The sequence below is a fragment of the Curtobacterium sp. MCPF17_018 genome (assembly GCF_003234135.1).
GTDB lineage: Bacteria > Actinomycetota > Actinomycetes > Actinomycetales > Microbacteriaceae > Curtobacterium > Curtobacterium flaccumfaciens.
Map to the genome: position 1 here is coordinate 96692 of NZ_QKSJ01000009.1, position 24624 is coordinate 121315.

At 70.1% G+C, this 24624-nt stretch carries 31 protein-coding genes; 20 read left to right on the forward strand and 11 right to left on the reverse strand.

From position 1 onward, the window contains the following. The first annotated feature begins 73 nt into the window (after positions 1–73). Positions 74–418, forward strand: a complete 345-nt coding sequence (locus DEJ27_RS11890) for a hypothetical protein (RefSeq protein WP_110860961.1) — start codon at positions 74–76, stop codon at positions 416–418. Positions 419–537: 119 nt separating this feature from the next. Here DEJ27_RS11890 and DEJ27_RS11895 read toward each other — a convergent pair whose 3' ends face one another. Continuing rightward, positions 538–1902 carry an MFS transporter gene (locus DEJ27_RS11895; RefSeq protein WP_110860963.1) on the reverse strand — a complete coding sequence of 455 codons (1365 nt, stop codon included), beginning with the start codon at positions 1900–1902 and terminating at the stop codon, positions 538–540. A 217-nt stretch (positions 1903–2119) separates the two neighbouring features. Continuing rightward, entirely contained in the window at positions 2120–2290 is a 171-nt protein-coding gene (locus DEJ27_RS17775) for a hypothetical protein (protein WP_164941189.1), read from the reverse strand. 169 nt (positions 2291–2459) lie between these two features. Between DEJ27_RS17775 and DEJ27_RS11900 the strand changes: the two genes are divergently transcribed. The 4 genes from DEJ27_RS11900 to DEJ27_RS11915 all read left to right on the forward strand — a co-directional run bounded on the left by DEJ27_RS11900 (position 2460) and on the right by DEJ27_RS11915 (position 5115). Further along, positions 2460–3239: a LamB/YcsF family protein gene (locus DEJ27_RS11900; protein WP_110860965.1), complete on the forward strand. Its 780-nt coding sequence runs from the start codon at positions 2460–2462 to the stop codon at positions 3237–3239. Further along, on the forward strand, positions 3236–3868 hold the full coding sequence (locus tag DEJ27_RS11905; protein ID WP_110860967.1) for an allophanate hydrolase subunit 1: 633 nt from the start codon (positions 3236–3238) through the stop codon (positions 3866–3868). The genes DEJ27_RS11900 and DEJ27_RS11905 overlap by 4 nt, the downstream gene beginning before the upstream one ends. Then, positions 3865–4749 carry a biotin-dependent carboxyltransferase family protein gene (locus DEJ27_RS11910; protein ID WP_110860971.1) on the forward strand — a complete coding sequence of 295 codons (885 nt, stop codon included), beginning with the start codon at positions 3865–3867 and terminating at the stop codon, positions 4747–4749. The genes DEJ27_RS11905 and DEJ27_RS11910 overlap by 4 nt, the downstream gene beginning before the upstream one ends. A 63-nt stretch (positions 4750–4812) precedes the next feature. Further along, positions 4813–5115, forward strand: a complete 303-nt coding sequence (locus DEJ27_RS11915; protein ID WP_110860974.1) for a putative quinol monooxygenase — start codon at positions 4813–4815, stop codon at positions 5113–5115. Positions 5116–5166: 51 nt separating this feature from the next. Here the strand turns inward: DEJ27_RS11915 and DEJ27_RS11920 are convergent, their stop codons facing one another. The 4 genes from DEJ27_RS11920 to DEJ27_RS11935 all read right to left on the reverse strand — a co-directional run bounded on the left by DEJ27_RS11920 (position 5167) and on the right by DEJ27_RS11935 (position 8240). Then, complete coding sequence (locus DEJ27_RS11920; protein WP_110860976.1) at positions 5167–5349, reverse strand: hypothetical protein; 183 nt, start codon at positions 5347–5349, stop codon at positions 5167–5169. 62 nt (positions 5350–5411) lie between these two features. Then, a complete protein-coding gene (locus DEJ27_RS11925; RefSeq protein WP_258369891.1) occupies positions 5412–6467 on the reverse strand; it encodes a DUF2891 domain-containing protein in 1056 nt (351 codons plus the stop codon). Further along, a complete protein-coding gene (locus tag DEJ27_RS11930; RefSeq protein WP_110860978.1) occupies positions 6454–7536 on the reverse strand; it encodes a DUF979 domain-containing protein in 1083 nt (360 codons plus the stop codon). Before DEJ27_RS11930 ends, DEJ27_RS11925 begins: the two co-directional genes overlap by 14 nt. Then, entirely contained in the window at positions 7533–8240 is a 708-nt protein-coding gene (locus tag DEJ27_RS11935; RefSeq protein WP_027465970.1) for a DUF969 domain-containing protein, read from the reverse strand. The genes DEJ27_RS11930 and DEJ27_RS11935 overlap by 4 nt, the downstream gene beginning before the upstream one ends. A 97-nt stretch (positions 8241–8337) precedes the next feature. Here DEJ27_RS11935 and DEJ27_RS17515 point away from each other — a divergent pair, with 97 nt between their 5' ends. Then, positions 8338–8982 carry a GntR family transcriptional regulator gene (locus DEJ27_RS17515; RefSeq protein ID WP_181420087.1) on the forward strand — a complete coding sequence of 215 codons (645 nt, stop codon included), beginning with the start codon at positions 8338–8340 and terminating at the stop codon, positions 8980–8982. 81 nt (positions 8983–9063) lie between these two features. Here DEJ27_RS17515 and DEJ27_RS11950 read toward each other — a convergent pair whose 3' ends face one another. Further along, positions 9064–9642, reverse strand: a complete 579-nt coding sequence (locus DEJ27_RS11950) for a TetR family transcriptional regulator (RefSeq protein ID WP_110860982.1) — start codon at positions 9640–9642, stop codon at positions 9064–9066. A 146-nt stretch (positions 9643–9788) separates the two neighbouring features. Beyond that, complete coding sequence (locus DEJ27_RS11955; RefSeq protein ID WP_111192192.1) at positions 9789–10238, reverse strand: hypothetical protein; 450 nt, start codon at positions 10236–10238, stop codon at positions 9789–9791. A 119-nt stretch (positions 10239–10357) separates the two neighbouring features. Here DEJ27_RS11955 and DEJ27_RS11960 point away from each other — a divergent pair, with 119 nt between their 5' ends. From DEJ27_RS11960 to DEJ27_RS11990, 8 genes are all read left to right on the forward strand, one after another. Then, a complete protein-coding gene (locus DEJ27_RS11960; protein ID WP_110860986.1) occupies positions 10358–10558 on the forward strand; it encodes a hypothetical protein in 201 nt (66 codons plus the stop codon). Next, positions 10555–11454 carry an ATP-binding cassette domain-containing protein gene (locus tag DEJ27_RS11965; RefSeq protein WP_258369892.1) on the forward strand — a complete coding sequence of 300 codons (900 nt, stop codon included), beginning with the start codon at positions 10555–10557 and terminating at the stop codon, positions 11452–11454. Before DEJ27_RS11960 ends, DEJ27_RS11965 begins: the two co-directional genes overlap by 4 nt. A 185-nt stretch (positions 11455–11639) precedes the next feature. Further along, positions 11640–12176: a hypothetical protein gene (locus tag DEJ27_RS11970; RefSeq protein WP_146244688.1), complete on the forward strand. Its 537-nt coding sequence runs from the start codon at positions 11640–11642 to the stop codon at positions 12174–12176. A 55-nt stretch (positions 12177–12231) separates the two neighbouring features. Then, positions 12232–12381 carry a hypothetical protein gene (locus DEJ27_RS17780; RefSeq protein WP_181420088.1) on the forward strand — a complete coding sequence of 50 codons (150 nt, stop codon included), beginning with the start codon at positions 12232–12234 and terminating at the stop codon, positions 12379–12381. A 16-nt stretch (positions 12382–12397) separates the two neighbouring features. Continuing rightward, positions 12398–12697 carry a hypothetical protein gene (locus tag DEJ27_RS11975; RefSeq protein ID WP_111090973.1) on the forward strand — a complete coding sequence of 100 codons (300 nt, stop codon included), beginning with the start codon at positions 12398–12400 and terminating at the stop codon, positions 12695–12697. Positions 12698–12923: 226 nt separating this feature from the next. Continuing rightward, positions 12924–14390, forward strand: coding sequence for a DUF6421 family protein (locus DEJ27_RS11980; protein ID WP_111090974.1), 1467 nt, complete (start codon positions 12924–12926; stop codon positions 14388–14390). After that, positions 14387–15070, forward strand: a complete 684-nt coding sequence (locus tag DEJ27_RS11985; RefSeq protein ID WP_110860993.1) for an SDR family NAD(P)-dependent oxidoreductase — start codon at positions 14387–14389, stop codon at positions 15068–15070. Before DEJ27_RS11980 ends, DEJ27_RS11985 begins: the two co-directional genes overlap by 4 nt. 4 nt (positions 15071–15074) lie before the next feature. Continuing rightward, positions 15075–16148 carry a low specificity L-threonine aldolase gene (locus DEJ27_RS11990; RefSeq protein WP_110860996.1) on the forward strand — a complete coding sequence of 358 codons (1074 nt, stop codon included), beginning with the start codon at positions 15075–15077 and terminating at the stop codon, positions 16146–16148. Between the two features lie 54 nt (positions 16149–16202). Here DEJ27_RS11990 and DEJ27_RS11995 read toward each other — a convergent pair whose 3' ends face one another. Beyond that, complete coding sequence (locus DEJ27_RS11995) at positions 16203–17696, reverse strand: CitMHS family transporter (RefSeq protein WP_110860998.1); 1494 nt, start codon at positions 17694–17696, stop codon at positions 16203–16205. Between the two features lie 153 nt (positions 17697–17849). On the opposite strand from DEJ27_RS11995, the gene DEJ27_RS12000 reads away from it, so the two are divergent. The 3 genes from DEJ27_RS12000 to DEJ27_RS12010 all read left to right on the forward strand — a co-directional run bounded on the left by DEJ27_RS12000 (position 17850) and on the right by DEJ27_RS12010 (position 20651). Continuing rightward, on the forward strand, positions 17850–19568 hold the full coding sequence (locus DEJ27_RS12000) for a sensor histidine kinase (protein ID WP_110861000.1): 1719 nt from the start codon (positions 17850–17852) through the stop codon (positions 19566–19568). Beyond that, positions 19565–20221, forward strand: a complete 657-nt coding sequence (locus tag DEJ27_RS12005) for a response regulator (protein ID WP_111090975.1) — start codon at positions 19565–19567, stop codon at positions 20219–20221. Before DEJ27_RS12000 ends, DEJ27_RS12005 begins: the two co-directional genes overlap by 4 nt. Before the next feature lie 91 nt (positions 20222–20312). Next, on the forward strand, positions 20313–20651 hold the full coding sequence (locus DEJ27_RS12010) for an SdpI family protein (RefSeq protein WP_110861004.1): 339 nt from the start codon (positions 20313–20315) through the stop codon (positions 20649–20651). 52 nt (positions 20652–20703) lie between these two features. On the opposite strand, the gene DEJ27_RS12015 is transcribed toward DEJ27_RS12010, so the two are convergent. Together DEJ27_RS12015 and DEJ27_RS12020 are read right to left on the reverse strand one after the other, a co-directional pair. Further along, positions 20704–21927, reverse strand: coding sequence for an endo-1,4-beta-xylanase (locus DEJ27_RS12015; RefSeq protein WP_110861006.1), 1224 nt, complete (start codon positions 21925–21927; stop codon positions 20704–20706). A gap of 295 nt (positions 21928–22222) precedes the next feature. After that, positions 22223–22576, reverse strand: coding sequence for a hypothetical protein (locus tag DEJ27_RS12020; RefSeq protein WP_110861008.1), 354 nt, complete (start codon positions 22574–22576; stop codon positions 22223–22225). A 439-nt stretch (positions 22577–23015) separates the two neighbouring features. On the opposite strand from DEJ27_RS12020, the gene DEJ27_RS17520 reads away from it, so the two are divergent. The 3 genes from DEJ27_RS17520 (at position 23016) to DEJ27_RS12035 (ending at position 24610) form a co-directional block, all read left to right on the forward strand. Further along, positions 23016–23612 (forward strand): hypothetical protein, encoded by a 597-nt coding sequence (locus DEJ27_RS17520; protein WP_146238551.1) that lies wholly within the window; start codon positions 23016–23018, stop codon positions 23610–23612. A 131-nt stretch (positions 23613–23743) separates the two neighbouring features. Next, positions 23744–24115, forward strand: a complete 372-nt coding sequence (locus DEJ27_RS12030; RefSeq protein WP_111090976.1) for a hypothetical protein — start codon at positions 23744–23746, stop codon at positions 24113–24115. A gap of 18 nt (positions 24116–24133) precedes the next feature. Then, complete coding sequence (locus tag DEJ27_RS12035; RefSeq protein ID WP_111090977.1) at positions 24134–24610, forward strand: hypothetical protein; 477 nt, start codon at positions 24134–24136, stop codon at positions 24608–24610. Positions 24611–24624: the final 14 nt, after the last annotated feature.

Consider the following 24624-nt stretch of genomic DNA (forward strand, 5'->3'; position numbering starts at 1 on the left):
CAACGGCGGTTCCGAATCCCCTTCGCCACGCTCCCTGCCGTGGCGCCTCACCACCGTGACGAAGAGTTCCATCGTGACCGAACACCTCATCGAGTACGTCGCCCGCGACCGCACGGGCATCACCGCCGTCGTGACACCGACCGGTGTCATCGACGTGGACACTGTGATCCAGCACATCCGCGCCGGCCACGCGGGGTACTACGTGGCTGCCGACTCGTGGAAGCGCACGCCGGTCCGGAGCATGTCCTTCATCGGCGGGACCTACCTGTTCGCGAACTGGGACGGGTCGAAGCGGAACATGCTGCACGACCTGGCGTTCCGCTCGCCGACCCGCTCGATCGAGACCACTCACGAACCGGAGTCGCGGTTCTCGCGGTTCCTCGACGCATTGTTCGGCAAGCGCACACCGCAGCTCTGAACCACGCCACCCCTGCCCGTCACCGCGCCCGCGGAGCCGGGCACGTGCGGTGGAGGTGACCGTCCGGAGGCGCGGGATGCGTCGCGGGCGCGGGTCGCGCCTCCAGGCGGTCGCGTCGGTCAGCGGACCGACTTGACGGGCAGGATCACGAGGGCACCGAGGATGACGGCGACGCCGGCACCCCAGAGCATGAGCGTGTAGTTCTGGCCACCACCGATGCCGAGCAGGAACAGGCCGACGGCGGGAGCGAGCGACTGCGGCAGGGCGTTCGCGATGTTGATGACACCGAGGTCCTTGCCGGGGCGCTCCGGGTCGGGCAGCACGTCGACGATCAGCGCGGTGTCGATGGCGGCGTAGATGCCGAAGGCGAAGCCGAGGACGATCTCGGCGAAGTAGAACCCTCCGACGCTGTCGACGTGGGCCAGGATCACCAGGCCGACGGCGGTCATGGCCGTCGAACCCCAGACGAAGACCTTGCGACGCTGGATCCGGTCGGACACCCAGCCGGAGACGGCGGCACTGACGAGCAGGGCGATCGTGTAGAGGAGCACGCCGAACGCCACGACCCCGACCGCTTCGGCCTGCGGGAGTCCGATGCGGTCCTGCATGTAGAGGAGTCGGTACGTCGTGAACATGAACGTGCCGAAGGTGATGAGGAAGCGGCCCCACCAGGCGAGCCCGAAGTCGCGGTGCTTGATCGGGTTCGTCCAGAACGAGCTGATCAGGTTGATCCAGCTGAAGGGCTTGACCGGCGTCGTCGGCAGGTCGTCACGGGCGACGAACGAGTAGACGAGGACCGCGACGATCGCCAGGACGCCCGGTGCGATGAAGAGCAGCGGCAGGTTGCCGACCAGGTACACGGCCAGGTAGAGCCCGGCCAGGATCGCGATGTTCTGCGCCAGGGCGATGACGCTCGACGCCTTGCCGCGCTGGAACTCCGGCACGTTGTCGGCGAAGCTCGCCGTGAGCGTGGACAGGACGGCGTTGGCGGAGACCTGCGCCAGCACCCAGGCCAGGGTGAGCTGGAGCACGTCGGGCGAGAACGCGAGCCAGGCGAGGGAACCGACGAAGACGACGACACCGCCGACCATCCAGGGGCGACGACGACCCCACCGCGTCCGGGTGCGGTCGGAGAGCGCGCCGAACAGGGGGTTGGCGAACAGGGCGCCGAGCGCTCCGAACGGCAGGACCGAGCCGACGACGGTCTCGGGGCTCGTCGGGTTCAGCTCCGTCGCCTTGATCGACATGCTCACGAAGACGGGGGTGAGCAGGGCGACGAACAGACCGAACTGGGCGAAGCTGAGGCCCCAGAGGTACCCCCGACCCACCCGGACGGTGCTGACGGACTGCGTGATGCCCTCGACCGAGAACGCCCGGGACGCCGCGGCGTCCGTGGCGGTGGCTCCGGCGGCTGCGGTGACCGCTGGGGACGCGGTCCCGGCGATGCCCCGCGTGGGTTCTTCCTTCGACGTCGGTGTCGACATGACTCCTCCTCGAGTCACAGGGGGCTTCGGCGCCCGCTGAATCCCTAGTGCTGCTAGGTGATCGGGACTGTAGCACCGGAAACCTCGTGCCGGAAGGTTTTGTCGCGCATGTTTCGTCGGGTGCTGACGGACGTGGTGCTGACGCAGAACGACACCGCCGCTGTCGGAGGACAACGACGGTGTCGTTCTGCATCGACCCGCAGGCCGGAAGGAGCCGCTAGTGCTCGCCGTCCTCTTCCGGGTTGAAGTGCGAGTCGTCACCCGTGTGGCCCGCGGCCAGGCCGTCGGGGTTGTTCGGGATGGTGTTGTCGTCGCCGAGGCCGCCCGGCTTCTCGGTGCCCTCGGAGTCGTTCTTCGGGGCGTCGTGCGTGTTGTCACTGTCGGTCATGAGCTGCTCCAGTGCAGAGATCGATCCGGCAGCACTGCCGCCGGTGGTACTGAGGACTCGGACAGTACGTGGCGCACCTCGGAAACCGCCGTCCGGTCGGAGGCAGCGGGTGACAGGGACCGGGGCGATCGGTAGATTGTTCAACAACCCGCGAGGACAGGGAGCACCCGTGACCACGATCGACCTGAACAGCGACCTGGGCGAGGGCTTCGGCGCCTGGGCCATGGGCGACGACGCCGCGATGCTCGACGTCGTCTCGAGCGCCAACGTCGCGTGCGGGTTCCACGCCGGCGACCCGACGATCATGCTCGCCACCGCCCGCGCCGCCGCCGAGCGCGGGGTGGCGGTCGGCGCACACGTGGCCTACCGCGACCTGATCGGGTTCGGCCGCCGACCAGTGCACGTCACGCCCGACGAGCTGTACGCCGACGTCGTGCACCAGCTCGGCGCGATGGCCGCCACGGCGCACGTCGCCGGCACGGCCGTCACCTACGTCAAGCCGCACGGCGCCCTGTACAACACCGCCTGCGCCGACCCGGTGCAGGCCGAGGCCGTCGTCCGAGCCGTGGCCGACGTCGACCCGTCCCTCGCCGTGCTCGCGCTGCCCGGGTCGGAGCTGCTGCTGGCGGCCGAGCGCCACGGGCTCCGCGCGGTGAGCGAGTCCTTCGCCGACCGCGCCTACGAACCCGACGGTTCACTGGTGTCACGGAAGCAGCCGGGGTCGGTGCTGCACGACCCGGACGAGGTCGCAGCCCGGGTGCTCCGCATGGTCACCGACGGCGTCGCGACCGCCGTCGACGGGTCCGAGATCGCCGTGCGCGCCGACTCGGTCTGCGTGCACGGCGACTCCCCCGACGCGGTCGCGATGGCCCGAGCCATCCGAGCGCTGCTGACCGAGCACGGCGTGACGATCGCTCCCTTCGCACCGTCCCCGCCGCTCGCACCGTGACGGGCCCCGAGGTCCGCTCCGCGGGCGGCAGCGCACTCCTGGCCACGTTCGAGTCCCTCGCCGACGTCGTCGCCTTCCGCGCCGGGCTCGCGCAGGCCGCCCTGCCGGGGCTGACCGAGATCGTCTCCGGCGCCCGGACACTGCTGCTCCGGTTCGACCCGACCACGACGGACGCCGGGCGGCTCCGCGCCGAGCTCACGCAGGTCAGCCCGGTCAGCGCAGCGCTCGAAGCACACGACACCGAGCCGCTCGTCATCCCCGTCACCTACGACGGCGAGGACCTCGACACCGTCACCGAGCTGACCGGCATGCGGCGGGACGAGCTCGTGGCATGGCACACCGGGCAGCTCTGGACGAGCGCGTTCTGCGGCTTCGCACCCGGCTTCAGCTACCTCACCGGCAGTGATCGACCGCTCGACCTGCCCCGCCGCAGCACCGCCCGCACGGCGGTCCCGAGCGGGGCCGTCGCGGTAGCCGGCGAGTTCAGCGCCGTCTACCCGAGGACCTCGCCCGGCGGCTGGCAGCTCATCGGTCGCACCGACGTGCCGATGTGGTCGCTCGAACGCACATCCCCGGCGCTCGCGCCCGCCGGCACGCTCGTCCGCTTCGTCGTGGCGAGTGCGGGATGAGCGCGCTGACCGTCGTGCAGGTCGGCTACGGCGCGACCACGCAGGACCTCGGGCGCCCGGGCTTCAGCGACATGGGCCTCGGCGCGGCCGGGGCCGCCGACCGCGGCTCCGCGGCGCTCGCCAACCGACTGGTCGGCAACCGTCCCGACGCGGCCGTCCTGGAGGCCCTGCTCGGCTCCGTCACGCTCCACGCAGACGCGTACGTGGTCGCGGCCACCACCGGCGCGGCCTGCCCCGTCGAGGTCGAGCGGGCGGACGGGTCGGTCCGCGGGGCGGCGTCACACGAGGTGCTGCTCCTGGCCCCGGGCGACACGCTCCGGATCGGCACCGCGACCGTGGGCCTGCGCGCCTACGTCGCGGTCCTCGGGGGCTTCGCGGTCGACCCGGTGCTCGGCAGTCGCTCGTGGGACTCCCTCGCGCGCCTCGGTCCGCCGCCGCTGTCGGCCGGTGACGTCCTGCCCGTCGGTGACGCCCGGGTGTCGTGGCCGATCGTCGACGCGGTGCCGCAGCCCGAGCCGCGGTGGCCCGACGAGCCGGTCGTGCTCGACGTGGTGCCCGGACCGCGCGACGACTGGTTCACCCCGGAGTGGCGTACGACCCTGACCGGTCAGGACTTCTCCGTCAGTGCGGACAGCGACCGCGTGGGGGTCCGCACCACGGCCGAGAAGCCGCTCGTCCGCTCCGTGGCACGCGAGCTGCCGAGCGAGGGCGTCGAGACCGGTTCACTGCAGGTGCCGCCCGAGGGCTTCCCCGTGCTGTTCCTCGCCGACCACCCGGTGACCGGCGGGTACCCGGTCGTCGCGGTCCTGACGCCGGCGTCGATCGACCTCGCTGCACAGCTCCGTCCGGGCGATCCGCTCCGGTTCCGGATCGTCGACTGACCGACCCGGAACAAGCGCAGGGGGTCAGGGGTTGGCTTGGACACCGCTGACGAAAGGCTCCCCATGTCGATGACCGTCCTGCTCGAGGTCCAGTTCCAGAGCGATGCCCCCTCCGACGCACTGCAGGGTGCGATCCGCGAGACGCTCGAACAGACGGCGTCGTTCCACGGCCTGGAGTCGCTCGAGGTCCTGGTCGACGACGAGGACCCGGCGCGCATGGTCGTCGTCGAGTCGTGGACGACCGCCGAGGACCACGACACCTACGTGGCCTGGCGCGCGACGCCGGAGGGCGCTCCGGCGATGGCACCGTTCCTCGCCGCGACACCGGTCACCCGCACCTTCGCGCGGACCCTCCCGCTCGACTGAGGCGACGCCGACGCCGACGCCGACGCCGCTGCACGACGGCGGCGCGATGGCTCAGATCGCGTCGTCGTCGGTGTCGAGCGGCACCGGTCGGTCGTCGTCGGGGAGCAGTTCGTCGTCCGCGTCGTCGACCACCGGCAGGTCGTCGGGGTCGAGCACGGTCGGCTCCGGTTCGTAGTCGGTCTCCTGCGCCTCGCGGAAGTCGTCGAGGGTCTCGTCGTCCTTCGGATCGCTCATGGCCCCGAAGGTACCTCCGGATCCTCGTTGTGTCCGGAGAGGACCGACCTTCCGACGAACGATCAGCGGGCGGCGTGCTCCCGGGCCTCCATGGCGTCCCACGCGAAGCTCGCCAGCCAGTGGGTGGAGTAGTACTCCTCGCCCACGCTCGCCGCGAGCCCGGAGGCCAGCAGCCGATCGGCCGCGTCGTCGAGCAGGTCGGCGATCCCGGTGTCGTCCGGGGCCCCGGCGCGGAGTGCGTCCGCGATGCGCCGGGCCGAGCCCGCCCGCGACAGGTCGAGCCCGAACAGGTGCACCTGCTGCGGGTCGTTCTCGTCACGGACCACCGTCGACCGCAGGATCGCGTCGCCCGGCTGCACCGCGGCGAAGAAGCCGCGCGCCCACGTGGCGAACTCCGTGGCGGGCAGCACCGCACGCATCAGGTCGGCTTCGGCGAGGCCCGCGGACAGGAAGTCGTGCCCGCTCCGCTCCCAGGCGAACGGCCACCCGGCGTCCGCGCCGAACCAGTCCTTCGCAGCCCCCTCGACCGCAGCCGCCAGGGCCGGACGGTCGAGCGACCGGGCGGCCTCGAGCACGAGCAGCAACCCGAACGCCGAGTTCGAGTGCACGCCGTGCCGGACCGGGTGCGCGGCGCCGTCGATCCACCGGACGACCAGGTCTTCGAGGACGTCGACGACGGGCGCGAACCCCGGTGCCAGCGCCCGGACGGCGGGTGCCTCGGACGCTGACACCTCGGCGGCGAGCCGTGCGAGCCAGGCCCAGCCGTAGGGGCGCTCGTAGTGCGGCGTCTCACGCAGGTAGGCCGCCTCGGTCGCGAGGTGATCCGTCGTGAGGTGCGCCTGCAGGATCGAGGTGAGACGGGCCTCCAGGTCGGTCGGCAGGCCGTGCGCGACCAGGCGCGCCGCGAGCCAGTGCATGTGCACCGACGAGTGCCAGTCGTACGACGTGGCGAAGGCGGGGTGGAGCTCGACGGGCAGGGCTCGGTCGTCCGGTCCGGACGTCGCGTGGTGCGCGGCGTAGGGGTACTCGCGGGTCGTGTTGTCCGCGGCGACGGCCGCGAAGCGGTCGGCCCAGGCGGCCCGGGTCAGGTCGATCGGGGCGGCATCAGAATGCGACAAGGTACATGACTCCCATGTTGACGACGAGCAGGATGGCGGCGGTGGGGATCTGCGCCTTGATCGGGCCGTACTTGTCCCGCATCTCGAGCAGGGCGGCCGGCACCAGGTTGAAGTTCGCCGCCATCGGGGTGACGAGCGTGCCGCAGAAGCCGGCGAGCATGCCGATCGCGAAGATCGCGGCGGGGTTGCCGTCGAAGCCCTGCACCAGGACGGGCCAGCCGATCGCGGCCGTCATGATCGGGAAGGCGGCGAAGGCGTTGCCCATGATGATCGTGAACAGGGCCATGCCCAGGCAGTAGATGACCACGGCGGCGAGCAGCGAGCCGTCGGGCAGCACCGACTTGATGATCGTGCCGACGGCGTCACCGACCCCCGCCTGGGTGAAGACGATGCCGAGCGTCGAGAGCATCTGCGGCAGCAGCGCCGCCCAGCCGATCGCCTGCAGGAGCCGACCACCCTCGCGGATCGGAGTGGCGATCTTCGGCGGGCGCAGGACGAACACGGCCACGACGACGGCGAGCACCGAACCGATGCCCAGGCCGGTCAGGGTCGCGCTGCCCTCGGCGAGGAGCGGTTCGCCACCGAACGAGACGAGCGGGCCGAGCGTCGCGACCAGCACGGCGACCACCGGCACCACGAGGGCCGGGATGAAGAGCCGGTTGCCGTACTTCGTCGCGAACGCGGCGCGCTCGTCCGGGCTGGTGGTGGCCAGCACGCTGCCGCTGCCGCTTCCGGCGTTCGTGATCTTCTGCGTCACCCCGGTGGGCTCGGCGGGGCCGGTCTCGGCACCCGTGCCCGCGCCGGGGATGCTCGCGACCCGGGTGCGGCTCGTCGTGCCCGTGAAGCCGAGTCCGGCGAGCGCGACCATGACGAGGACGGCGATCCCGAGCGTCCAGGCCGGCACGGTGCCGGCGGCGACGAAGGTGCCGTAGAAGAACGACAGGCCCAGGATGCCCCAGAACGCCGCGTTGCCCAGGCGCTTCGCGTGCGCGGTGTCGGTGACGATCAGGACGGCGACGGCGATGAAGAACGCGCCGATGAGCCAGTAGAGCCATTCGCTGGTGATCACGCTGCTGCCCCCAGGGTCGGGGCGTCGGCACGGGCGTCCGCCGCCATCTTGTCGAGTCGGCGGTCGAACAGCAGCAGGCGTCCGCCGTGCACGATGAGCGCCGCGATGCCCGTCGGGATCGCCCACAGGGCCAGGTCGATCGGTTCGAGCGACAGCCCGTAGGTCGAGTCGACGAACGTCGTGATGAGCAGGATCGAACCGACCGCGACGAAGACGTCCTCGCCGAAGAACACGCCGACGGTGTCGGACGAGGCCGAGTAGCCCTTGATCTTCTCGCGCATCCGGTCGTCGATCCGCCCGTACTTCTTGGTCGCCGCACCCTCGGCCATCGGGTACACCAGCGGGCGCACGGTCTGCGCCGGGCCACCGATGCTGGTCAGGCCGACCGCCGCGGTGACCTGGCGGATCACCAGGTAGCCCGCGAGCAGACGACCCGTCGTGAGCTTGTCGAGCTTCGCGATCAGACGCTTCGCCTGGTCCTGCAGGCCGTAGCGCTCGATCAGGCCGATGACGGGCAGGACGAGCGCGAAGGTCGTGACGGAACGACTCGAGGCGAACCCGTTGCCGAACGCGTCGAGGATGCCGACGGGACCGATCCCGCCGATGGCCGCGGTCACGATGCCCGCGACCGTGACGACGAGGAGCGCGTTGATGCGCAGCGCGAAGCCGACGATGACGACGGCGACGCCGATGAGGACGAACATGCGGGACAGTCTGGACCGCATTGTTCAACAATCGCAAGAGCCGGTTCCGCTCTGTAACACGCCCTTCACAAACGCCACCCGTGCCAGGATCGGTGCCATGACCCGAACCGTCGGCGGCGCTGACTCCACGGCCACGCGGTTGCGCACGATGATCGCGTCGGGTGGGTTCTCCCCCGGGGCGCAGCTGTCCGAGGAACGGTTGAGCGACCAGCTCGGGGTGTCACGGAACACCCTGCGCGAGGCCTTCCGACTACTCGCCCGCGACCGCCTTGTCGAGCACGTGTTCAACCGCGGGGTGTTCGTCCGACGACTCTCCGCTGCCGACGTCGCCGATCTCTACGCGGCTCGGCGGGTGCTCGAGGAGGCGGCCGTCCGTGCCTGCACCCCCGACGCACCGGCACTCGCCGAGGCCGCAGCAGCGGTCGCCGACGCCCGGGCAGCAGCGTCCGCGGGCGAGTGGGGCGCGGTCGGCACCGCCGACATCCGTTTCCACGCCGAGCTCGTGCGCGCGGTGCCGAGCGAGCGGATCCACGCACTGATGGACGGGCTGCTCGCCGAGATGCGACTCGCCTTCCTGACCACCGACGACCCGGCGTCGTTCCACGCCGACTTCGTCGACCGGAACGACGCGATCGTGTCCGCGTTGCGCGGTGGCGACCAGGACGCCGCCTCGGCGCTGCTCGCCGACTACCTCGACGATGCGGAGCGGACGCTGCGGGTCGCCGCCGGCGCAGCCGACTGAGGGACGCCCAGGAGGCCCGGCGCGGCTCCGTCCCGCACGCTCGGTCCGAGCACGCTCACGCTGGTCCGCGGGGCCCCTCGGTCAGGACTTCCCGCGGACCAGCGCCGTGACCGCGTCGACCACGACCTGGCGACGCCGTGGCGGCGTCACGGCCTGCACCAGCGGCTCGTACTCCGGAGCGGTCGCGCTCCAGAACGCGGCGGTGTGCAGGACGAGTCCGAGCAGCACCGCCGGCCGGAACGCCCGCGGCAGGACCCCGGCACGCTGGGCGTGCTCGACCTCGGCCACCGCGTCGGCGTAGCTCGTCGCGACGGATTCGAGCGGGACGTCGGCGCGCTCGAGCCGGTGCCACGTCGCGAGCCGCTGTGCCCAGGGGCGACGGACGTACGAGTCGTGCACCCGGCCGGCCCAGGCGGCGAGGTCGGCGGTGTCGAGCGGTGCCTCGGCGAACGTCTCGGTCACGGTGTCGGCGACGAGCGCGTCGAAGAGCCCCTCCTTGCTGCCGAAGTAGTGGAAGACCTGTGCCTTGTTGCTCGACGCTGCGGCACCGATCCGTTCGACCCTGCCGGCGGCCAGTCCGACCGCGGCGAACTCGTCCCGCGCGGCGAGCAGGAGCCGGGCGCGCATCGCGTCGGCGGCTGGGGGCGTGAATCGGGCCATGGCCACCACCGTACCGATCGATGAGCGCGTTCGTAATATTTCAAGACTTTACACATCAGCGGGTGAAACGTTGGTAGCGTGCTGCCCGTACAGCCTGCCGGTCGACCAGGACCGGCACGTACGGATCGCGAAGGAGCAATCATGTATCAGCGCAAGCGGCGGAGCTGGGCAGCGTCGACAGGAGTCGTAGCCTGCGTCACGGCAGCAGCTGTCCTCGGCACATCCGTGCCCGCGACGGCTGCGGTGGCCCCGGCATCGACGCCGGTCTCCGCGTCGAGCAGCGCACCGACCCACGGCCCGACAACCACTCGCAGCGCGGCCGCGACCGGTGCCCCCGCTTGGGCGCGGCCCCTCTCCAACACCGCAGCACCGGCGGGGTCATCCGATCGTGTCGGCGAGACCGAGCGGAGCTGGATATCGCTCATCCGCACTGCGATCAATGCGTTGAAGAAGGTCCCCGCGCTGTGGAAGAAGCTTTCGGACGGTGTCAAGAAGTCGTTCGCAACCTTCCAGCGCACTGCGTGGCCCGCAATCAAGGCTGCCGTAGGGACGGTCAGCACGCTCATCACGGCCTGGGACATCTGGAAGTACTTCAACTGACCCAGCTTCGAAGGGGTGGTGGCTGCACCACCCCTTCGAAGCCCCAACGTAAGGAGGGGTTGTGGCTGCAAGGAAATCTCGTATACGACCACTGCTCAGCGCTGGACTCGCAGCGATGGCCGTCCTGCTCGGGGCCACCTGTGTCGTCCTCGTTGCCGCCGGGTGGCCGCTCTCGGTGGCGGCCGGAGCGGCCGGCCTCAGCGCAGCGGGCTTTGCTGGCATCGTCGAACCGAGGAGCAAGGTGGCACCCGCCGCCTTCTTGGTCTGCGTCGGAGCGATCGGGGCAGCACTTCTGCTCGATCAGCTGATGTCGTGACCGATCCGATCGAACTCCGTCGGGTCGGTAAGACCTACGGCAAACGCATCGCGCTCGATGACGTCTCCTTCTCCTGTCCCGAGGGGACGATCACAGCGTTCTGTGGGCCGAACGGCGCCGGCAAGTCCACCGCCTTGAAGATCCTCACCGGAATCACCCGAGCCGATGTCGGAGCCGCGTTCGTGAACGGGCAGGAACTCCAACAGCTCTCCGATCCGGCCCGCTTCCTCGGTTGCCTGCTGGACGCGTCAGCCTTCCACCCAGGTCGATCCGTCCGCGAAACTCTTCGGCTCACAGCTTTCACGATCGGCGAGCCCTTCCAAAGGGTCGATCAGTGTCTCGAGATGGTTGGCCTGTCAGAGGTTGCCGCCCGACGAGTCGGGAAACTCTCCCTTGGCATGCGTCAGCGACTCGGTTTGGCGCACGCGCTACTCGGGCACCCACGTGCCCTCGTGCTGGACGAACCGTCCAACGGCCTGGATCCCGAAGGAATGCGTTGGCTCGACAACCTGCTGCTCCACTTCGCGGAGCAGGGAGGAACAGTCCTCGTCTCCACTCATCAACTCGCGGCAGTGGAACGGACCGCCGACCGCCTGGTGGTGATCTCCCGCGGACGGATCGTGGATGAAACCCGACTCGATGATCTTCGGACACAAGCCGGACGCACCTTCGTCGTCGCTGAAGATCTTCCGCGCTTTGAGGAGGCACTCCGACGCGTCGGCAGCCATCCCTTCCCCACGGGAGCAGGCTTGCTCGTGGACCTTGCACCAGAGGAGGTCGGTCGTGCTGCGCGGGATGCACGAATCGCGCTCCTCGAGCTCAGGAGCGAGAACATCCGGCTCGACGCGTACCTGGCATCCCTCACCGCCACGGAGTACGAGGGGAGGATGGTGTGATCCGTTTGGTGCTCGTCGAGATGCGACGCGCTCTCGACACACGCGGTCCCCGATGGGCATTCGCAGTCGCAGCTGTCAGCGGAGTGGTGCTGTCCTTCCTTATCGGGTGGGAAACGAAGACGTTCGTCGCTTTCGTGGCGGGACTCAGCGTGGCTCTTCCCCTGCTCATGGGTCTCCTGGCTGTCATGGCGTTCACGGCCGAATGGACCACGCGTGCGGCGTTGACGACGTTCTCGATCACGCCACGACGCCAGCGGATCCTCGGCGCCCGCTACGTCGCGGTCTTGATCCTCGGCGTCTCGACGCTCGTCGTCATCCATCTCCTCGCTGCCGTGGTCTTTGCCGTCACACGGCCCACCTCAGCCGCTTCTGTCTTCGACATCGCGGTACTCCGGCAGTTCTGGGAGATGCTCGCGACGACGATCGCCGCGACGCTCACCGCGACGGCTGTGGCGGGCCTGGTGCTACGAACAGCGCCCGCACTCGTCATCGCTGTGTTCGGTCCGTTGTTCCTCACGATCGGCCTCGCGTTCACACCAGCCCTCCTCAACTGGCTGAATCCATACGCCTTCGCGTCGTGGCTCGCGGCGCCTGGTCTTGACTGGACGATCGCCTCGGAAACCCGCGTCGGCGTCGGCCCCGCAATGACGTCGTTCGTCGTTTGGACCGCGATTCCACTCGCGCTCGGGTGGTTCCGACAGCTCCGCGCAGAACCGCGGTGATGCATCTCTCGGCGGCCCACACCGGGCCAACACCCAGGAAAAGAGACTGAAAGAAGTGAGGATCAAGCGTTTGATCAACTCGCTCGGCGGCGTCACGAAGGCAGTCCGGATCATGTGGGGCGCGTCCTTCAGCTGGGAGAAGATCCGGGCCCTCGGCGGGGCTGCGGCTGCGCTGGGGCTGAGCTCCTCGGCATCGCGGCAGTGAAGCGAGGGCGCTTCCGATGAGGCGCCGGGCGCCGGCCTGCATCGTGCTCTTCGGGATCGTGTCGACGGTCGGCGCCTGGCTCTCGCTCGATCTGCTCTACGCGTGTTTGGCAGCGCTCGCGACGATCACCTACGCCGCCTTCGCTCCGAGCATCGTCGGGAGTACGCCGATCGCCCCGGGGTCAGCACCAGACCCGGCACAGGTGCGGAGCTGGCGTGAGACCCATCCGGACTCGACGGTGAGCGAAGCGATCGATGCCGTCACCAAGCGTGAGCACATCGACTCGGCGACCCGTGGGGACATCGACTCCGGGTGAACCGCCCAGCGCCGCTGACTCCGACCTCGCTGACCGCCCACGCACGACTGGCGACGGTTCCGTGTGCGCAGCAGTCGGATCCACGCGCGAGCGCCGTGACGACGCACGATTCCACCGGACATGGGCAACTTTGCGTCCCCCGAACTTCCCTAGGCTCGAGACGATCCGGTAACGCGCACCACTCGTCCGCAGATCCGCGGCCGACCCCAATGACGGGAGGTTCGACATGTCCCAGTTCGTCCAGAAGATCTCGCAGGACGCCATCGTCGGAGAGCCCGAGGTCGTCGAGGACCACCTGTCGGTGCGCGAGATCGCCGCCCACCCCGCCTGGCTCCGGCTCAAGCGTGCAGTCGTCGGCCTGCAGGCCCTGCAGACGCGGGACGGCTCCGTCCCCGAACCGTCGGACCATGCCGCTGCCGCCGGTCACGTCGCGGTGATCGTGCCGGCCGTCGCCGAGCTGGCGCCGCACTTCCCGCACGACGCCGCGTTCCTGCAGGTGCTGCAGCACGACTTCGCTCGCTGGCAGGAGCAGGGCTTCGGGGTCCCCGACTTCCTCGACTCCCTCACCGCGTTCCAGCCGCAGCAGCACCGCGTCGACGGGCTCGGCCACCTCGTCGTGTTCCCGATGGTCACGCAGAACGGCAGCACCTCGCGGTTCGTCGAGGCGGTCCTGGTCGAGGTCATCTGGCCGGAGTTCATCGCCGAGCTCGAGGCCGGCGACCACGGCAACGCGTTGTTCGTCGCGCTGCGGTTCGTCGACTTCACCCCGGGGTACGACACGAACTCGGCGGTGCTGTTCCCCGAGACCGTCGCGATGCGCACGATCCCCGCCTTCACGTGGGGCGCGATCTTCCAGGACCGCGAGGCCGCCCGCTACCGCCGGGTCGTCCGTGCCGCCGCCGACGTCACCAAGCTCGAGCTGCCGGCCGAGGCCGCTGCGATGCTCGACGACCAGCAGCTGACGGAGCGGGTCTTCGTGATGTGGGACATCATCCACGACCGTTCGCACATGCGCGGGGACCTGCCCTTCGACCCGTTCATGATCAAGCAGCGGATGCCGTTCTTCCTCTACTCGCTCGAGGAGCTCCGCTGCGACCTGACCGCGTTCCGCGAGTCCGTGCGTCTGGAACGCGAGCTGTCCGCCGGACCCGACGCGGGCCTCCAGGATGCGCAGCGCGCCATCCGCGACCACGCGCGCCTGGTGCAGTACGCGGTCGTCTTCGACCGCATCTTCCGCTTCGCGATCACCGGCAGCCGCGTCCGCAACTACGACGGACTCGGCGGCCAGCTGCTGTTCGCCTGGATGCACCAGCACGGCGTCCTGCACTGGACGGACACGCAGTTGACGATCGACTGGCCCGAGGTACCGGACGTGATCATCGCCCTGAGTGACGAGATCAACGAGCTCTACCGACGCTCGATCGACCGGCCGAAGTCGGCGCACTGGCTCGCCGCGTACGAGATGCTGACCCGCACGCTCACGCCGCACCCGGCGTCGAAGTGGGCGCGTGGCCTGCCCGACGAGACGCTCGCCGGACCGCCGCGCGGTTACACCGACGCGGTGCTCGACGACGAGTTCCCGCTGTCGATGTTCTACGAGGCCCTCGACAAGAAGATGGCGACCGTCATCGCGTCCACGGCCGGCATCACCGGCACCACGGACGCCGAGCTCGTCGGCGAGGCCGCCGCGTGACCGACGCCTCGGTGGCCGGTCGCCTGGTACTGATCGCCGGTGCGACCAGTGCCAGCGGCGCGGCCGTCGCGCGCGCACTCACCGCCGCCGGTGCGGCCGTCGTCGCGGTCGGCACCAGACCCGACGCCCTGGAGGCCCTGCGTGCGTCCGTCCCGGGCGTCACGACCCGCACGTGCGACCTGTCGGACCTCGGTGCGGTCACCGCGTTGGCCGACGACGTCCACGCGGACGCCGGCCGCGTCGACGGACTGGTCCACCTGGTCGGCGGGTGGCGCGGCGGTGGCAGCATCGTCGGTCAGTCCGACGCGGACTGGGACTTCTTCGACCGTGCCTTCCGGACCCTGCGGAACACGACCCGGGTCTTCCACGACGACCTGGTGGCGTCCCCTGCCGGACGGCTCGCGTTCGTGTCGTCCACCGCGGTCGACTCCCCCACCGCCGGCGCCGCGAACTACGCGGCGGCGAAGGCCGCGTCCGACGCCTGGGTCCGTGCCGTCGCGCAGGGGTTCCGGAAGGAGGCGCCGGAGACCGCGGCGGCCGCCGTGTTCGTCGTCGGCGCGCTGTCCGGCCTCGAAGCGCAGCTCGGCGCCGAGGTCGTCCGGCTCTGGGACACCCCACCGGCCGACGTCAACGGGGCCCGCATCCCGCTCACGGCGCCCGATCCCTCGAACCTAGGATGAACGAGTGACCCTCCGACTGCACGACCTGGACCTGCGGGGCTTCGCCTCGGACAACTACGCCGGCGTCCACCCCGAGATCCTCTCCGCCATCGCCGCGGCCAACGACGGCCACCAGATCGCCTACGGCGAGGACGTCTACACGGCACGTCTCAACGAGGTGATCCGGGACCACTTCGGGTCGCAGGCCGAGGCGTTCCCGGTGTTCAACGGCACCGGCGCGAACGTCGTCGGCCTGCAGTCGATGCTGCCGCGGTGGGGAGCGGTCGTGTGCACCGCGACCGCGCACATCCACACCGACGAAGCCGGAGCGCCCGAGCGCGTCGCCGGCATCAAGCTGCTGCCGGTCGAGGCACCCGACGGCAAGCTCACCCCCGAACTCATCGACCGCGAGGCCTGGGGCTGGGGCGACGAGCACCGCGCCCAGCCGCTCGTCGTGTCGATCACGCAGACCACCGAACTCGGCACCGCCTACACGGTGGACGAGGTGCGGACGATCGCTGACCACGTCCACTCGCTCGGCATGAAGCTGCACATGGACGGCGCCCGAATCTCCAACGCTGCAGCATCCCTCGGGGTGCCCCTGCGCGACTTCACCACCGACGCCGGTGTCGACGTGCTGAGCTTCGGCGGCACGAAGAACGGCATGCTCTACGGCGAGGCGATCGTCGTGCTGAACCCCTCGGCGTCGGAGGGGTTGCACTACCTGCGCAAGATGAACATGCAGCTCTCGTCGAAGATGCGGTTCGTCTCCGCGCAGCTCATCGCCCTGCTCAGCGACGACCTGTACCTGCGCTCCGCCGGGCACGCCAACGCCATGGCCGCCCGACTGCGCGGTGCACTCGAGGCCGGCATCGCCGACGGCAGCATCCGGGGTGTCGGCTTCAGCCAGCAGACCCAGGCGAACGGCGTGTTCGCGACCCTGCCCGCCGGGGTGGCCGAGCGGCTGCGGAAGCACTTCCGGTTCTACGACTGGGACGCCAGCCGCAACGAAGTGCGGTGGATGTGCGCGTACGACACCTCGGAGCAGGACATCGACGACTTCGTCGCTGCTCTGACGCGGGAGCTCGACGCCGCCTGAGCCGCCCGGCCCGGTGCCGGCCCGGCGCGCGCCGGACCGGCACCGTCCGCCGGCTCATCCGAACGGGATGACCCGCACCACGATCGCCACCACGAGCATCGCCATGGCCACCACGGCGGCCCGCCACAGCACCTTCTTGTGGTGGTCGCCGAGGTTCACGTTCGCCAGCGACACCAGCAGCAGGATCGCGGGGACGAGCGGGCTCTGCATGTGCACCGGCTGCCCGACCACCGAGGCCCGCGCCATCTCGGCCGGCGTGATCCCGTACGCCGCGGCGCTCTCGGACAGCACCGGCAGGATCCCGAAGTAGAACGCGTCGTTGCTCATGAAGAACGTCAGCGGCATGCTCAGCACACCGGTGATGCCCGCCAGGTACGGGCCCATCGAGTCCGGGATCACCGCGACGAGCCAGTCGGCCATCGCCGCGACCATCCCGGTGCCGTCGAGCACCCCGATCAGCACCCCGGCGGCGAACACCATCGACACGACACCGACGATGCTCGGGGCGTGCGCGACGATCTGCGCGGTCTGCTGCTTGAGCTGCGGGAAGTTCACGAGCAGGGCGATCGCCGTGCCGATCATGAACACGAAGTGCAGCGGCAGGAGCCCCAGCACGAGCGCGACCATCACCGCGACGGTCAGCGCCAGGTTGAACCAGATGCGCTTCGGACGGAGCGTCGGACGGTTCGGGTCGAGCATCGTCTCGGCCATGGTGCCGGTGCCCGTGCTCTCGTCCCCCGACCCGACGGCGTCCACGCCATCGCCGTCCGCACGCCGACCGTCGGCCTTGCCGCCGCGCAGTCCGAGGGCCACCGTGGGGCTGGTGAACATCCCGCCGCCGGTCCCGCCGACCGCCGCGAGCACCCGTGACCCCGCTCGGGCGTTCGCCCGCTCCGGCACCCGTGCGCCCCGTGTGGCCTCGGTGAACTCGATCAGCCCGAGGCGCTTGCGCTCCCGCAGGCCCATCGTCCACGCGAACGTGAAGCACAGCAGCAGCCCCACCACGAGCGACGGCACGAGGGGCACGAAGATGTCCGTCGGGTCGATCTTCAGCGCGGCGGCGGCACGGGCGGTGGGACCGCCCCACGGCACGATGTTGAGCGTGCCGTTCGTCAGCCCGGCCACACACGTCATCACGACCGGGCTCATGCCGAGCTTCAGGTAGATCGGCAGCATCGCCGCCGTGACCACGATGAACGTCGTCGAGCCGTCTCCGTCGAGCGACACTGCGCCGGCCAGCAGGGCCGTCCCGAGCACGATCTTCGCCGGGTCGTTGCCGGTCACCCGCAGGATGAACCTGACGAGCGGGTCGAACAGGCCGACGTCGATCATCAGCCCGAAGTACATGATCGCGAACATCAGGAGCGCGGCCGTCGGTGCCAGCGTGCCGATCGCCTCGGTCACCATGTCGCCGAGTCCCAGACCCGCCCCCGCGAACAGTCCGAACACGGTCGGCACGATGATCAGCGCGAGCATGGGCGACATGCGCTTGGTCATGATCAGGACCATGAAGGTCAGGACCATCGCGTACCCGAGGATGACGAGCATCAGGACTCCTTCGTCCGTGTCTGGCAGTCCGGGCACGCTACGACCCGGCCTGGAGGCGCGGCGCGCTTCTGCACATTGGCGCACCATCGCGCGTTGACCGCTTTCTGCGCATTGTGCGCAGGCACGTCCGCTCGCCCTCCGTACGCTGGGGTCGTGACCGACGACCGTTCACGGCGCCCCAGGCTCCGCTTCGCCACCGAGGTGCTCGTGCTGCAGCTCGCCGTGGTCGTCGCCGTCGTCGCCCTGACCAGCGCCGTGTTCGTCCGGATCGAGGTCACCCGGCTCGAGCGCGCTGCCGAGGGGACCGCCCTCGCGATCGCACAGAGCGTCGCCGCGCAGTCCGACGTCCGGGCCGCGGTCGCCCGGCTGAGCGTCGACGGCACCGACCTCGACCCCGCGGTCCTCGCCGACGGACCCGTCCAGCGTGCGGCCGTCGCGGCCCAGCGCCGGACCGGGGCACTCTTCGTCGTGGTCACCGACGACCGGGGCATCCGGTTGGCCCACCCCGACGTCGACCGGATCGGCGAGATGGTGAGCACCTCCCCCGACGCCGCACTCGCCGGTCGCGAGACCGTGTCCTGGGCGCGCGGCACGCTCGGTGAGTCGGCGCGGGCGAAGGTGCCCGTCTCCGCGCCCGCGGCCGGCGGGGCGGAGGCGAGCCGGGCCTCCCGGCAGTCCCCCGTCGTCGGCGAGGTGAGCGTCGGGTTCAACCGGGCACGCGTCTACGACACCCTGGTCGAGGACAGCATGCCGGTGATCGGTGCCGGGCTGGCGGCGGTCCTGCTCGCGGTGATCGCCTCGGTGCTGATCCGGCGGCGGCTGGTGCGGCTGACGCTCGGGCTGCAACCGGAGGAGCTCGTGACGCTCGTGCAGAACCAGCAGGCCGTGCTCGGCGGCGTCGGTGAAGGCGTCATCGCGATCGGCCCATCGGGGGTCGTCACCGTCTGCAACCCCGAAGCCGTGCGACTGCTCGGACTGACCGACCCGGTCGGTCGACCCGTGACGTCGCTCGACCTGCCCGCACCGCTCGGGTCGATGCTCGCCGCGTCCCCCGCGGCTCCGGCCGCTTCGGCGAGCGCCACGATCGTCGCCGGGCACCGGGTGCTGCTCGTCGACGTCCGCACCGTGTTCCGGGACGGACGCGACCTGGGCCGGGTCGCGGTCCTGCGCGACCGCACCGACGTCGAGGCCCTGACCCGGCGGCTCGACGCCGTCGGGGCGATGAGCACGGCGCTCCGCGCGCAGCGCCACGAGTTCGCGAACCGGCTGCACGCGATCTCGGGCCTGCTCGACATCGGCCAGACCGCGCGAGCGCGGGCGTACCTGGCGGACGTGCAGGAGCGCGGGCCGCTGCGCTACCCGGTGCAGCACGCCGACCGGTTGACCGAGCCGTACCTGCAGGCGTTCCTCGGGGCGAAGGGCGTCGAGGCCGCGGAGCGGGGCGTGCTGCTGCGGATCGGGGCGGAGACGCTCGTGCAGGGGACGATCACCGAACCGGGCGACGTGACGACCGTGCTCGGCAACCTGGTGGACAACGCGGTGTCGGCGGCCCTCGACGGGGACGAGCGGTCGCGGGACGGCGGATCCCCGTGGGTGGAGGTCGAGGTGCTCGACGACGGCACGACCCTGCACCTGTCGGTGATGGACTCCGGGCCGGGGGTACCGGCCGACGCCGCGGACTCGTTGTTCGTCCGCGGGCCGGCGGCTGCTCCTGCGTCGGAGGACGTCTCGCAGGTGCACGGGCTCGGGATCGGACTGCCGTTGTCGCGGGAGATCGCCCAGCGGCACGGCGGTGACGTGTGGCTCGCCTCCCCCGGCGGTGACGACCACGGCGCGGTCTTCTGCGCCCGACTGGAAGGAGTGGTCTCGTGAGTTCCGTCTTCACCGTGCTGGTGGTCGACGACGACTTCCACGTCGCCGACCTGCACCGGCGGCAGGTCGACGAGGTACCGGGGTTCCGGGCACTCGAACCCGTCGGGACCCTCGCAGCCGCCCGCGCCGCGCTGTCGAGCGGGACCGTGGACCTGGTGCTCGTCGACGTGTACCTGCCCGACGGCAGCGGCCTCGACCTGCTGCGGTCGATCGACACCGACGCCTTCGTGCTGAGCGCCGCCTCGGAATCCGGCACCGTGCGTCGGGCGATGCGGAGCGGGGCACTCGCCTACCTGATCAAACCGTTCGTGGCCGGGGTGCTGGCCGAGCGGCTGCAGGCGTACGCGCGGTCGCGGAACGTGCTCGACGAGCGGTCGACCCTCGACCAGGAGGCCGTCGAGCGGGCGTTCCGGATCCTGCACGCCGGCGACAGCGGTGGAGCGTCGCCGTCCCGGGCGGCCACCGCGGCGCTGGTGCTCGAGCAGCTCGTCGCTGGTGAGGAACGATCCGCCGCCGAGGTGGCTGCGGCGATCGGGGTGTCACGAGCGACGGCGCAACGGTACCTGGCGCAGCTCACGGCGGACGGGACCGTGGCGATGCAGTTGCGGTACGGGGCTGCGGGACGGCCGGAGCACCGGTACGTGCGGCGGTAGTGGACTCCGCTGCCGCTTGCGTATTTCACCGGATACCGGCAGGTTTGGACTGACGCGCTCCGAGCTCAGGCTCACTGCACACGCGAGCGCGATGACCAACCCAGAAGGAGACCACGTGATCGCGATCGAGATGGCCGCCGCCGTCCTGACCATCGTCTTCGTCGCACTGCCGGCGCGGGGCATCATCGGCCGGAACGGGCTCGTGGGCATCCGCACCCGGGCGACCATGCGGAGCGACGAGAGCTGGGTCCTCGGCCACGGAGCAGCGATCGTCCCGACGAGCATCGCCGGCGGCGCGACGGTGGTCGTGAGCCTGGTCTCCATCGCACTCGGACGCGCCGACGACGTTCCCGCGTTCGTCGCGTGCGCCGCGATCCTCGTCGGTGGAGCCTTCTGGGGCGTGATGGCGGCAGGACGCGCGACCAGGTGACGGTCTGGAGGCGCGGGGCGGGGCCGCACCGGGCCTCCAGGCCGTCAGGTGGTCACGCGACGATCTGCACCTGCGTGGGCACGTCGGTGACGGCGAACGCCGTGGACGTGCCACGCGCGTCGACGCGGTAGTCGCCGCGGAAACCCCGGATCTGCACCCGACCGCGGTCGTCGGTCCGCAGCACCGTCGGACCGAGCCACCACTCCTCCTTGACCAGGTGGCGGAGCGCGTCGTACGACGGCTTCGGGGTGCCGTCGGCGCGGACGAGTCCGATCGGGGCGCCGAGCCAGGCGCCGGCGTCGGTGATGCCCCAGTAGGTGATCGCCTCGACGGAAGGGTGCCCCACGAGACTCCGGTAGTGCCGTTCGACATCGTCGGCCTGGCGCGCCTCGCCCTCGGGCGTCGACGGCCACGAGGCCACCTGGTGGTCGTTGAGGTCGACGATGTGCGCGGGCATGAGGTCACCGGAGACGAGCGAGGTCTCGGTCAGGTGCAGCGGCAGGCCGTAGCGGGCGAACCGGTCGACCATCGCGAGCATCGTGTCCTCACCCCAGTAGCCCTGGTGCATGTGGGTCTGCAACCCGATGGCGTCGATCTGCACACCGGCCTCGAGCACGCCCTCGATCAGGCACTCGTACGCGCTCGACAGGTCGAAGTCGTTGAGCAGCAGGGTGGCGTGCGGGTTGGCGGCGCGGGCCTCCTCGAAGGCCATCCGGATCATCGGGATGCGGCCCTTCGCCCGGGCGAGCGGGGTGATCGCGTTGTCGCCGTTGTCGAACACCGGCATGATGACGACCTCGTTGATGGCATCCCAGGTGTCGATCGCGCCGGCGAAGGAGGAGACCTCGCGGCGGATGCGCTCGCGTTGGAGCTGCTCGACCTCGTCCAGCGGGAGCCCCAGCAGCCAATCGGGTTGCACGGTGTGCCAGACGAGCGGGTGACCCTTGAGGGCGACGCCCCGGTCGCGGAACCACTGCGCCGTCGTCAGGAGTCTGGCGGTGTCCGGGGCTCCGCGCTCGGGCTCGAAGCGGCCCCAGTAGAACGGGAGCGTCGCGGTGTTGAAGACGTCGGTGTAGAGGTCGGCGAGGTGCTCGGTGCCTGCTTCGCCGGTTGCTTCGCCATTGGCGAGTCCGATGAAGTCGAAGCCGATGTTGCCGAAGGCGAAGGCGTGGCGGGTCTGCTCGACCGTGATGTCGGCATCGGGGATGGGTACGCCGGTGGCATCGACGACCGTCAGGGTCGTCTCACCGAAGCGGTGCTCTGTTGCGTGCGTCATCGCGCGTCCTCCGACATCGTCGTCCGGGATTTGTTGTGCGCGCAAACATAGCAGCGGAAGCTGGCGGCGTCACGCCGTAGCTTGAGGGTGTGAACTCGCAGAAGCATCGCGCTCGACGCATCACGAGGTGGACGCCGGTGCTCGTCTGCGTGTTCGGGGCCACGCTTGCGCTGGTCGCTGGCCGGATGCTCCTTGGCCAAGGGTCAGACTCACCAGGGCCCGGACTTCGGATGCTGACCACAGGGGCGATGACCAGGGCTGACGGAGTCCCGTGATCGATCCGGAGCGTGCAGACTCACCCTTCTTCCGGGCCCCCGACGGCCGCGTGTACGTCGACCGCGACGGCCCCGCTGCCGACACCGCGTCTCGGTGGCGCCGACTCCACGACCCCGCTGGCGTGCGCCGTCAGGCCCGGCTCGCAACAGCGTCCGCCTTGGCGGCCTTCGCGATTGGGTAGATGGCAGGCGGCGCGTTCGGCTTCGTGGTCGCGCCGCCGCTGCTGCCCGGAGACGAGCCAATCATTGCCCGACTCACCGGCGTGGTCCTCGGTGGAGGCGTCGTCGCCGTCCCCGCGATGCTCTTCACCTTCTTCCGCAGCGCCGCCCCCGACCGTCGAGTGGTCCCAGTACCAGACGAGGTGCTGCAGCATGCGTCGCCGGCTGCGTCGAATTCTGACATCTGGCGGTGGTCGGTAGCGGTCGCTGACGAGGCAGCGGAGCGCCGGACGATCGGGTACGAGACGAACGTCGAGCGCCCCGACGGACGTCGCTCGTGCGGCTCGCGCGACCGCTCGGTACGGCGAGGTGTACTGCGCGTACCTCACGGCTGCTGCCGAGCTCGGGTTGCGGCCGAGGGAGCCTGCCATCGACCTGCCGCCCGCTTCTTCCGACTCACCACACGGATAGCGTGCCCTTCGCGCAGGACACGGTCATCTCGGACATGCAGCAGCCGGAGGATTACGCACGAGCTGTGGTCGAGCGGAGGTCCGTTGATGAGCCCCTGATCAGCTGGTCGAGCCGCTCCCGGTCATCTCTCCGTAATGGCCGTCGGCACATTGCGATTCAGCGTCGATGCTGTAGCCACCCACTGTGGAAGCGAGGAAGTCGATCGTCTCGATCGGACCACCGCGGCCCCGGACCCCTGAGATCAGGATCGTCGCCGCCGCTCCGATACCGCTCGGTCGTCATGCCGAGGCTCTTCCACAGCGCCTCGACTTTCCGGAGATCGTCCCTCGGGTCGGCCGCGCCCTCGCGCTGCTTCACGTACACCCAAGTGACTCCACCACTGTCGTCCGCACGCCCCGAGCCGTCAGATCCGGGGCACAGGCCGACTCGCGGGCCACGGGTCAAGCCCAGAACATCTGGGCCATCGAGCCCGGCCGCGGCGACCGCTGGGCACAGACCGGCAGACTGAGTCCGACGCACGGTCAAGATCCCAACGCTCCTGCATTCGGCGCGACCGCGTTCGGCACCGACGGCGTTCCGGGAGATGGCAAGAAGCACTCCGTGGATGATCACAATGTCCTCACGGACGATCACCGCGGCTACCTCGATACCGACACGGAATCGCTGTACAACATTGGTCAGGCCACCACGGGGCATCCCGAGGCAATGACCCGTCACGAGCCCAAAGGAATGACGTGGTACGAGAAGAGCGTGCTCGAGCAGATGCAGGGGCAACCGTGACGACGAGGCGCTCCCAGCGCAACAGGTCGATCGCTATCGCGATGACCCTTGGGTGCTCCGTGCTTTTCCTGTCCAGCTGCAGCAATGATCCTGGAGAACCCGGCATGCAACCATCAGAAGCGAAGCAATCCGTGGTCGACTTCGTCGAAGATTCCTCCACGGCAGCAGGCGGGACTTGGGAGCACGTGAGCGGTCCAGGCGTTCGAGAGTGTGAGCAGCAGGGTGGCGCGACAGGGACGGCCTTCGTGTACGTCATCAAGCGCGCGGACACCGCGGGGGCCGATGCGGACAGCGACATACAGCTGGTGAGCAAGCACTGGCAGGACCTTGGCATCAATGTCGAGGAGTACCAGAGCGGAGGCGCCGATCCGGTGCCCGGAGTTCGTGGTCGAGGCGGTCCGGTGACTTCCGCGAGCTTCAACGCCTATCCCGGCAATTATCAGATCTCTGCCACTTCGAAGTGCTCCGACGGCATGCCGGACAAGCTGCGGTTGGAGAACTGACCCAGAACGGGATCAGAGGTGCAGCGGACCTTCCCCTCCAGCCGCACCGTGCACATCGGCGGTGATGAATGGGGCGACGACGTCACCGCCGCCCAACGCGTCGCCTGGATGAACGCGATGGCGGTCACGCTCGGCAACCGCGAAGTCCGGGCCTGGAACGACGGGATCGATCGGGTTGCGGTCGGGCGACTCGATCCGCGCATCCACGTCACGTACTGGAGCTTCGACGGCGACACCGAGGACGCAGCGGAGCGGCGCGAACGCCGAGCGCGGCGGGCGAGTGCGGTCGACCTGCAGCAGGCCGGGATCGACCTGCTCAACTACGACTCGTACTACCTCTACGAGGTGCCGACCGACCTCGACCCGGCGGACAGCGAGTACACGTCGCCGATCTCCGCGAGAACTGGTCACTCCGGGCTTGGGACAGCGACTCCGGTTCGCTTCTCGCGGCTCCGATGTCGGGCGCCGTCGTCGCGATCTGGGGTGAGGACCTGAAGGATTCACCTGCT

What these genes read in the sequence shown, in the direction of transcription:
- DEJ27_RS11920 (WP_110860976.1), bottom strand. Translation starts at nt 5,349, where the DNA reads ATGAGCGATCCGAAGGACGACGAGACCCTCGACGACTTCCGCGAGGCG.
- DEJ27_RS11935 (WP_027465970.1), bottom strand. Translation starts at nt 8,240, where the DNA reads ATGTTCGTCCTCATCGGCGTCGCCGTCGTCATCGTCGGCTTCGCGCTG.
- DEJ27_RS12010 (WP_110861004.1), top strand. Translation starts at nt 20,313, where the DNA reads ATGACCAACCCAGAAGGAGACCACGTGATCGCGATCGAGATGGCCGCC.
- DEJ27_RS11975 (WP_111090973.1), top strand. Translation starts at nt 12,398, where the DNA reads ATGAGGCGCCGGGCGCCGGCCTGCATCGTGCTCTTCGGGATCGTGTCG.
- DEJ27_RS11970 (WP_146244688.1), top strand. Translation starts at nt 11,640, where the DNA reads ATGGCGTTCACGGCCGAATGGACCACGCGTGCGGCGTTGACGACGTTC.
- DEJ27_RS11960 (WP_110860986.1), top strand. Translation starts at nt 10,358, where the DNA reads ATGGCCGTCCTGCTCGGGGCCACCTGTGTCGTCCTCGTTGCCGCCGGG.
- DEJ27_RS11915 (WP_110860974.1), top strand. Translation starts at nt 4,813, where the DNA reads ATGTCGATGACCGTCCTGCTCGAGGTCCAGTTCCAGAGCGATGCCCCC.
- DEJ27_RS12020 (WP_110861008.1), bottom strand. Translation starts at nt 22,576, where the DNA reads ATGCTGCAGCACCTCGTCTGGTACTGGGACCACTCGACGGTCGGGGGC.
- DEJ27_RS11995 (WP_110860998.1), bottom strand. Translation starts at nt 17,696, where the DNA reads ATGCTCGTCATCCTCGGGTACGCGATGGTCCTGACCTTCATGGTCCTG.
- DEJ27_RS11950 (WP_110860982.1), bottom strand. Translation starts at nt 9,642, where the DNA reads ATGGCCCGATTCACGCCCCCAGCCGCCGACGCGATGCGCGCCCGGCTC.
- DEJ27_RS17515 (WP_181420087.1), top strand. Translation starts at nt 8,338, where the DNA reads ATGACCCGAACCGTCGGCGGCGCTGACTCCACGGCCACGCGGTTGCGC.
- DEJ27_RS11910 (WP_110860971.1), top strand. Translation starts at nt 3,865, where the DNA reads ATGAGCGCGCTGACCGTCGTGCAGGTCGGCTACGGCGCGACCACGCAG.
- DEJ27_RS12015 (WP_110861006.1), bottom strand. Translation starts at nt 21,927, where the DNA reads ATGACGCACGCAACAGAGCACCGCTTCGGTGAGACGACCCTGACGGTC.
- DEJ27_RS11895 (WP_110860963.1), bottom strand. Translation starts at nt 1,902, where the DNA reads ATGTCGACACCGACGTCGAAGGAAGAACCCACGCGGGGCATCGCCGGG.
- DEJ27_RS11980 (WP_111090974.1), top strand. Translation starts at nt 12,924, where the DNA reads ATGTCCCAGTTCGTCCAGAAGATCTCGCAGGACGCCATCGTCGGAGAG.
- DEJ27_RS17775 (WP_164941189.1), bottom strand. Translation starts at nt 2,290, where the DNA reads ATGACCGACAGTGACAACACGCACGACGCCCCGAAGAACGACTCCGAG.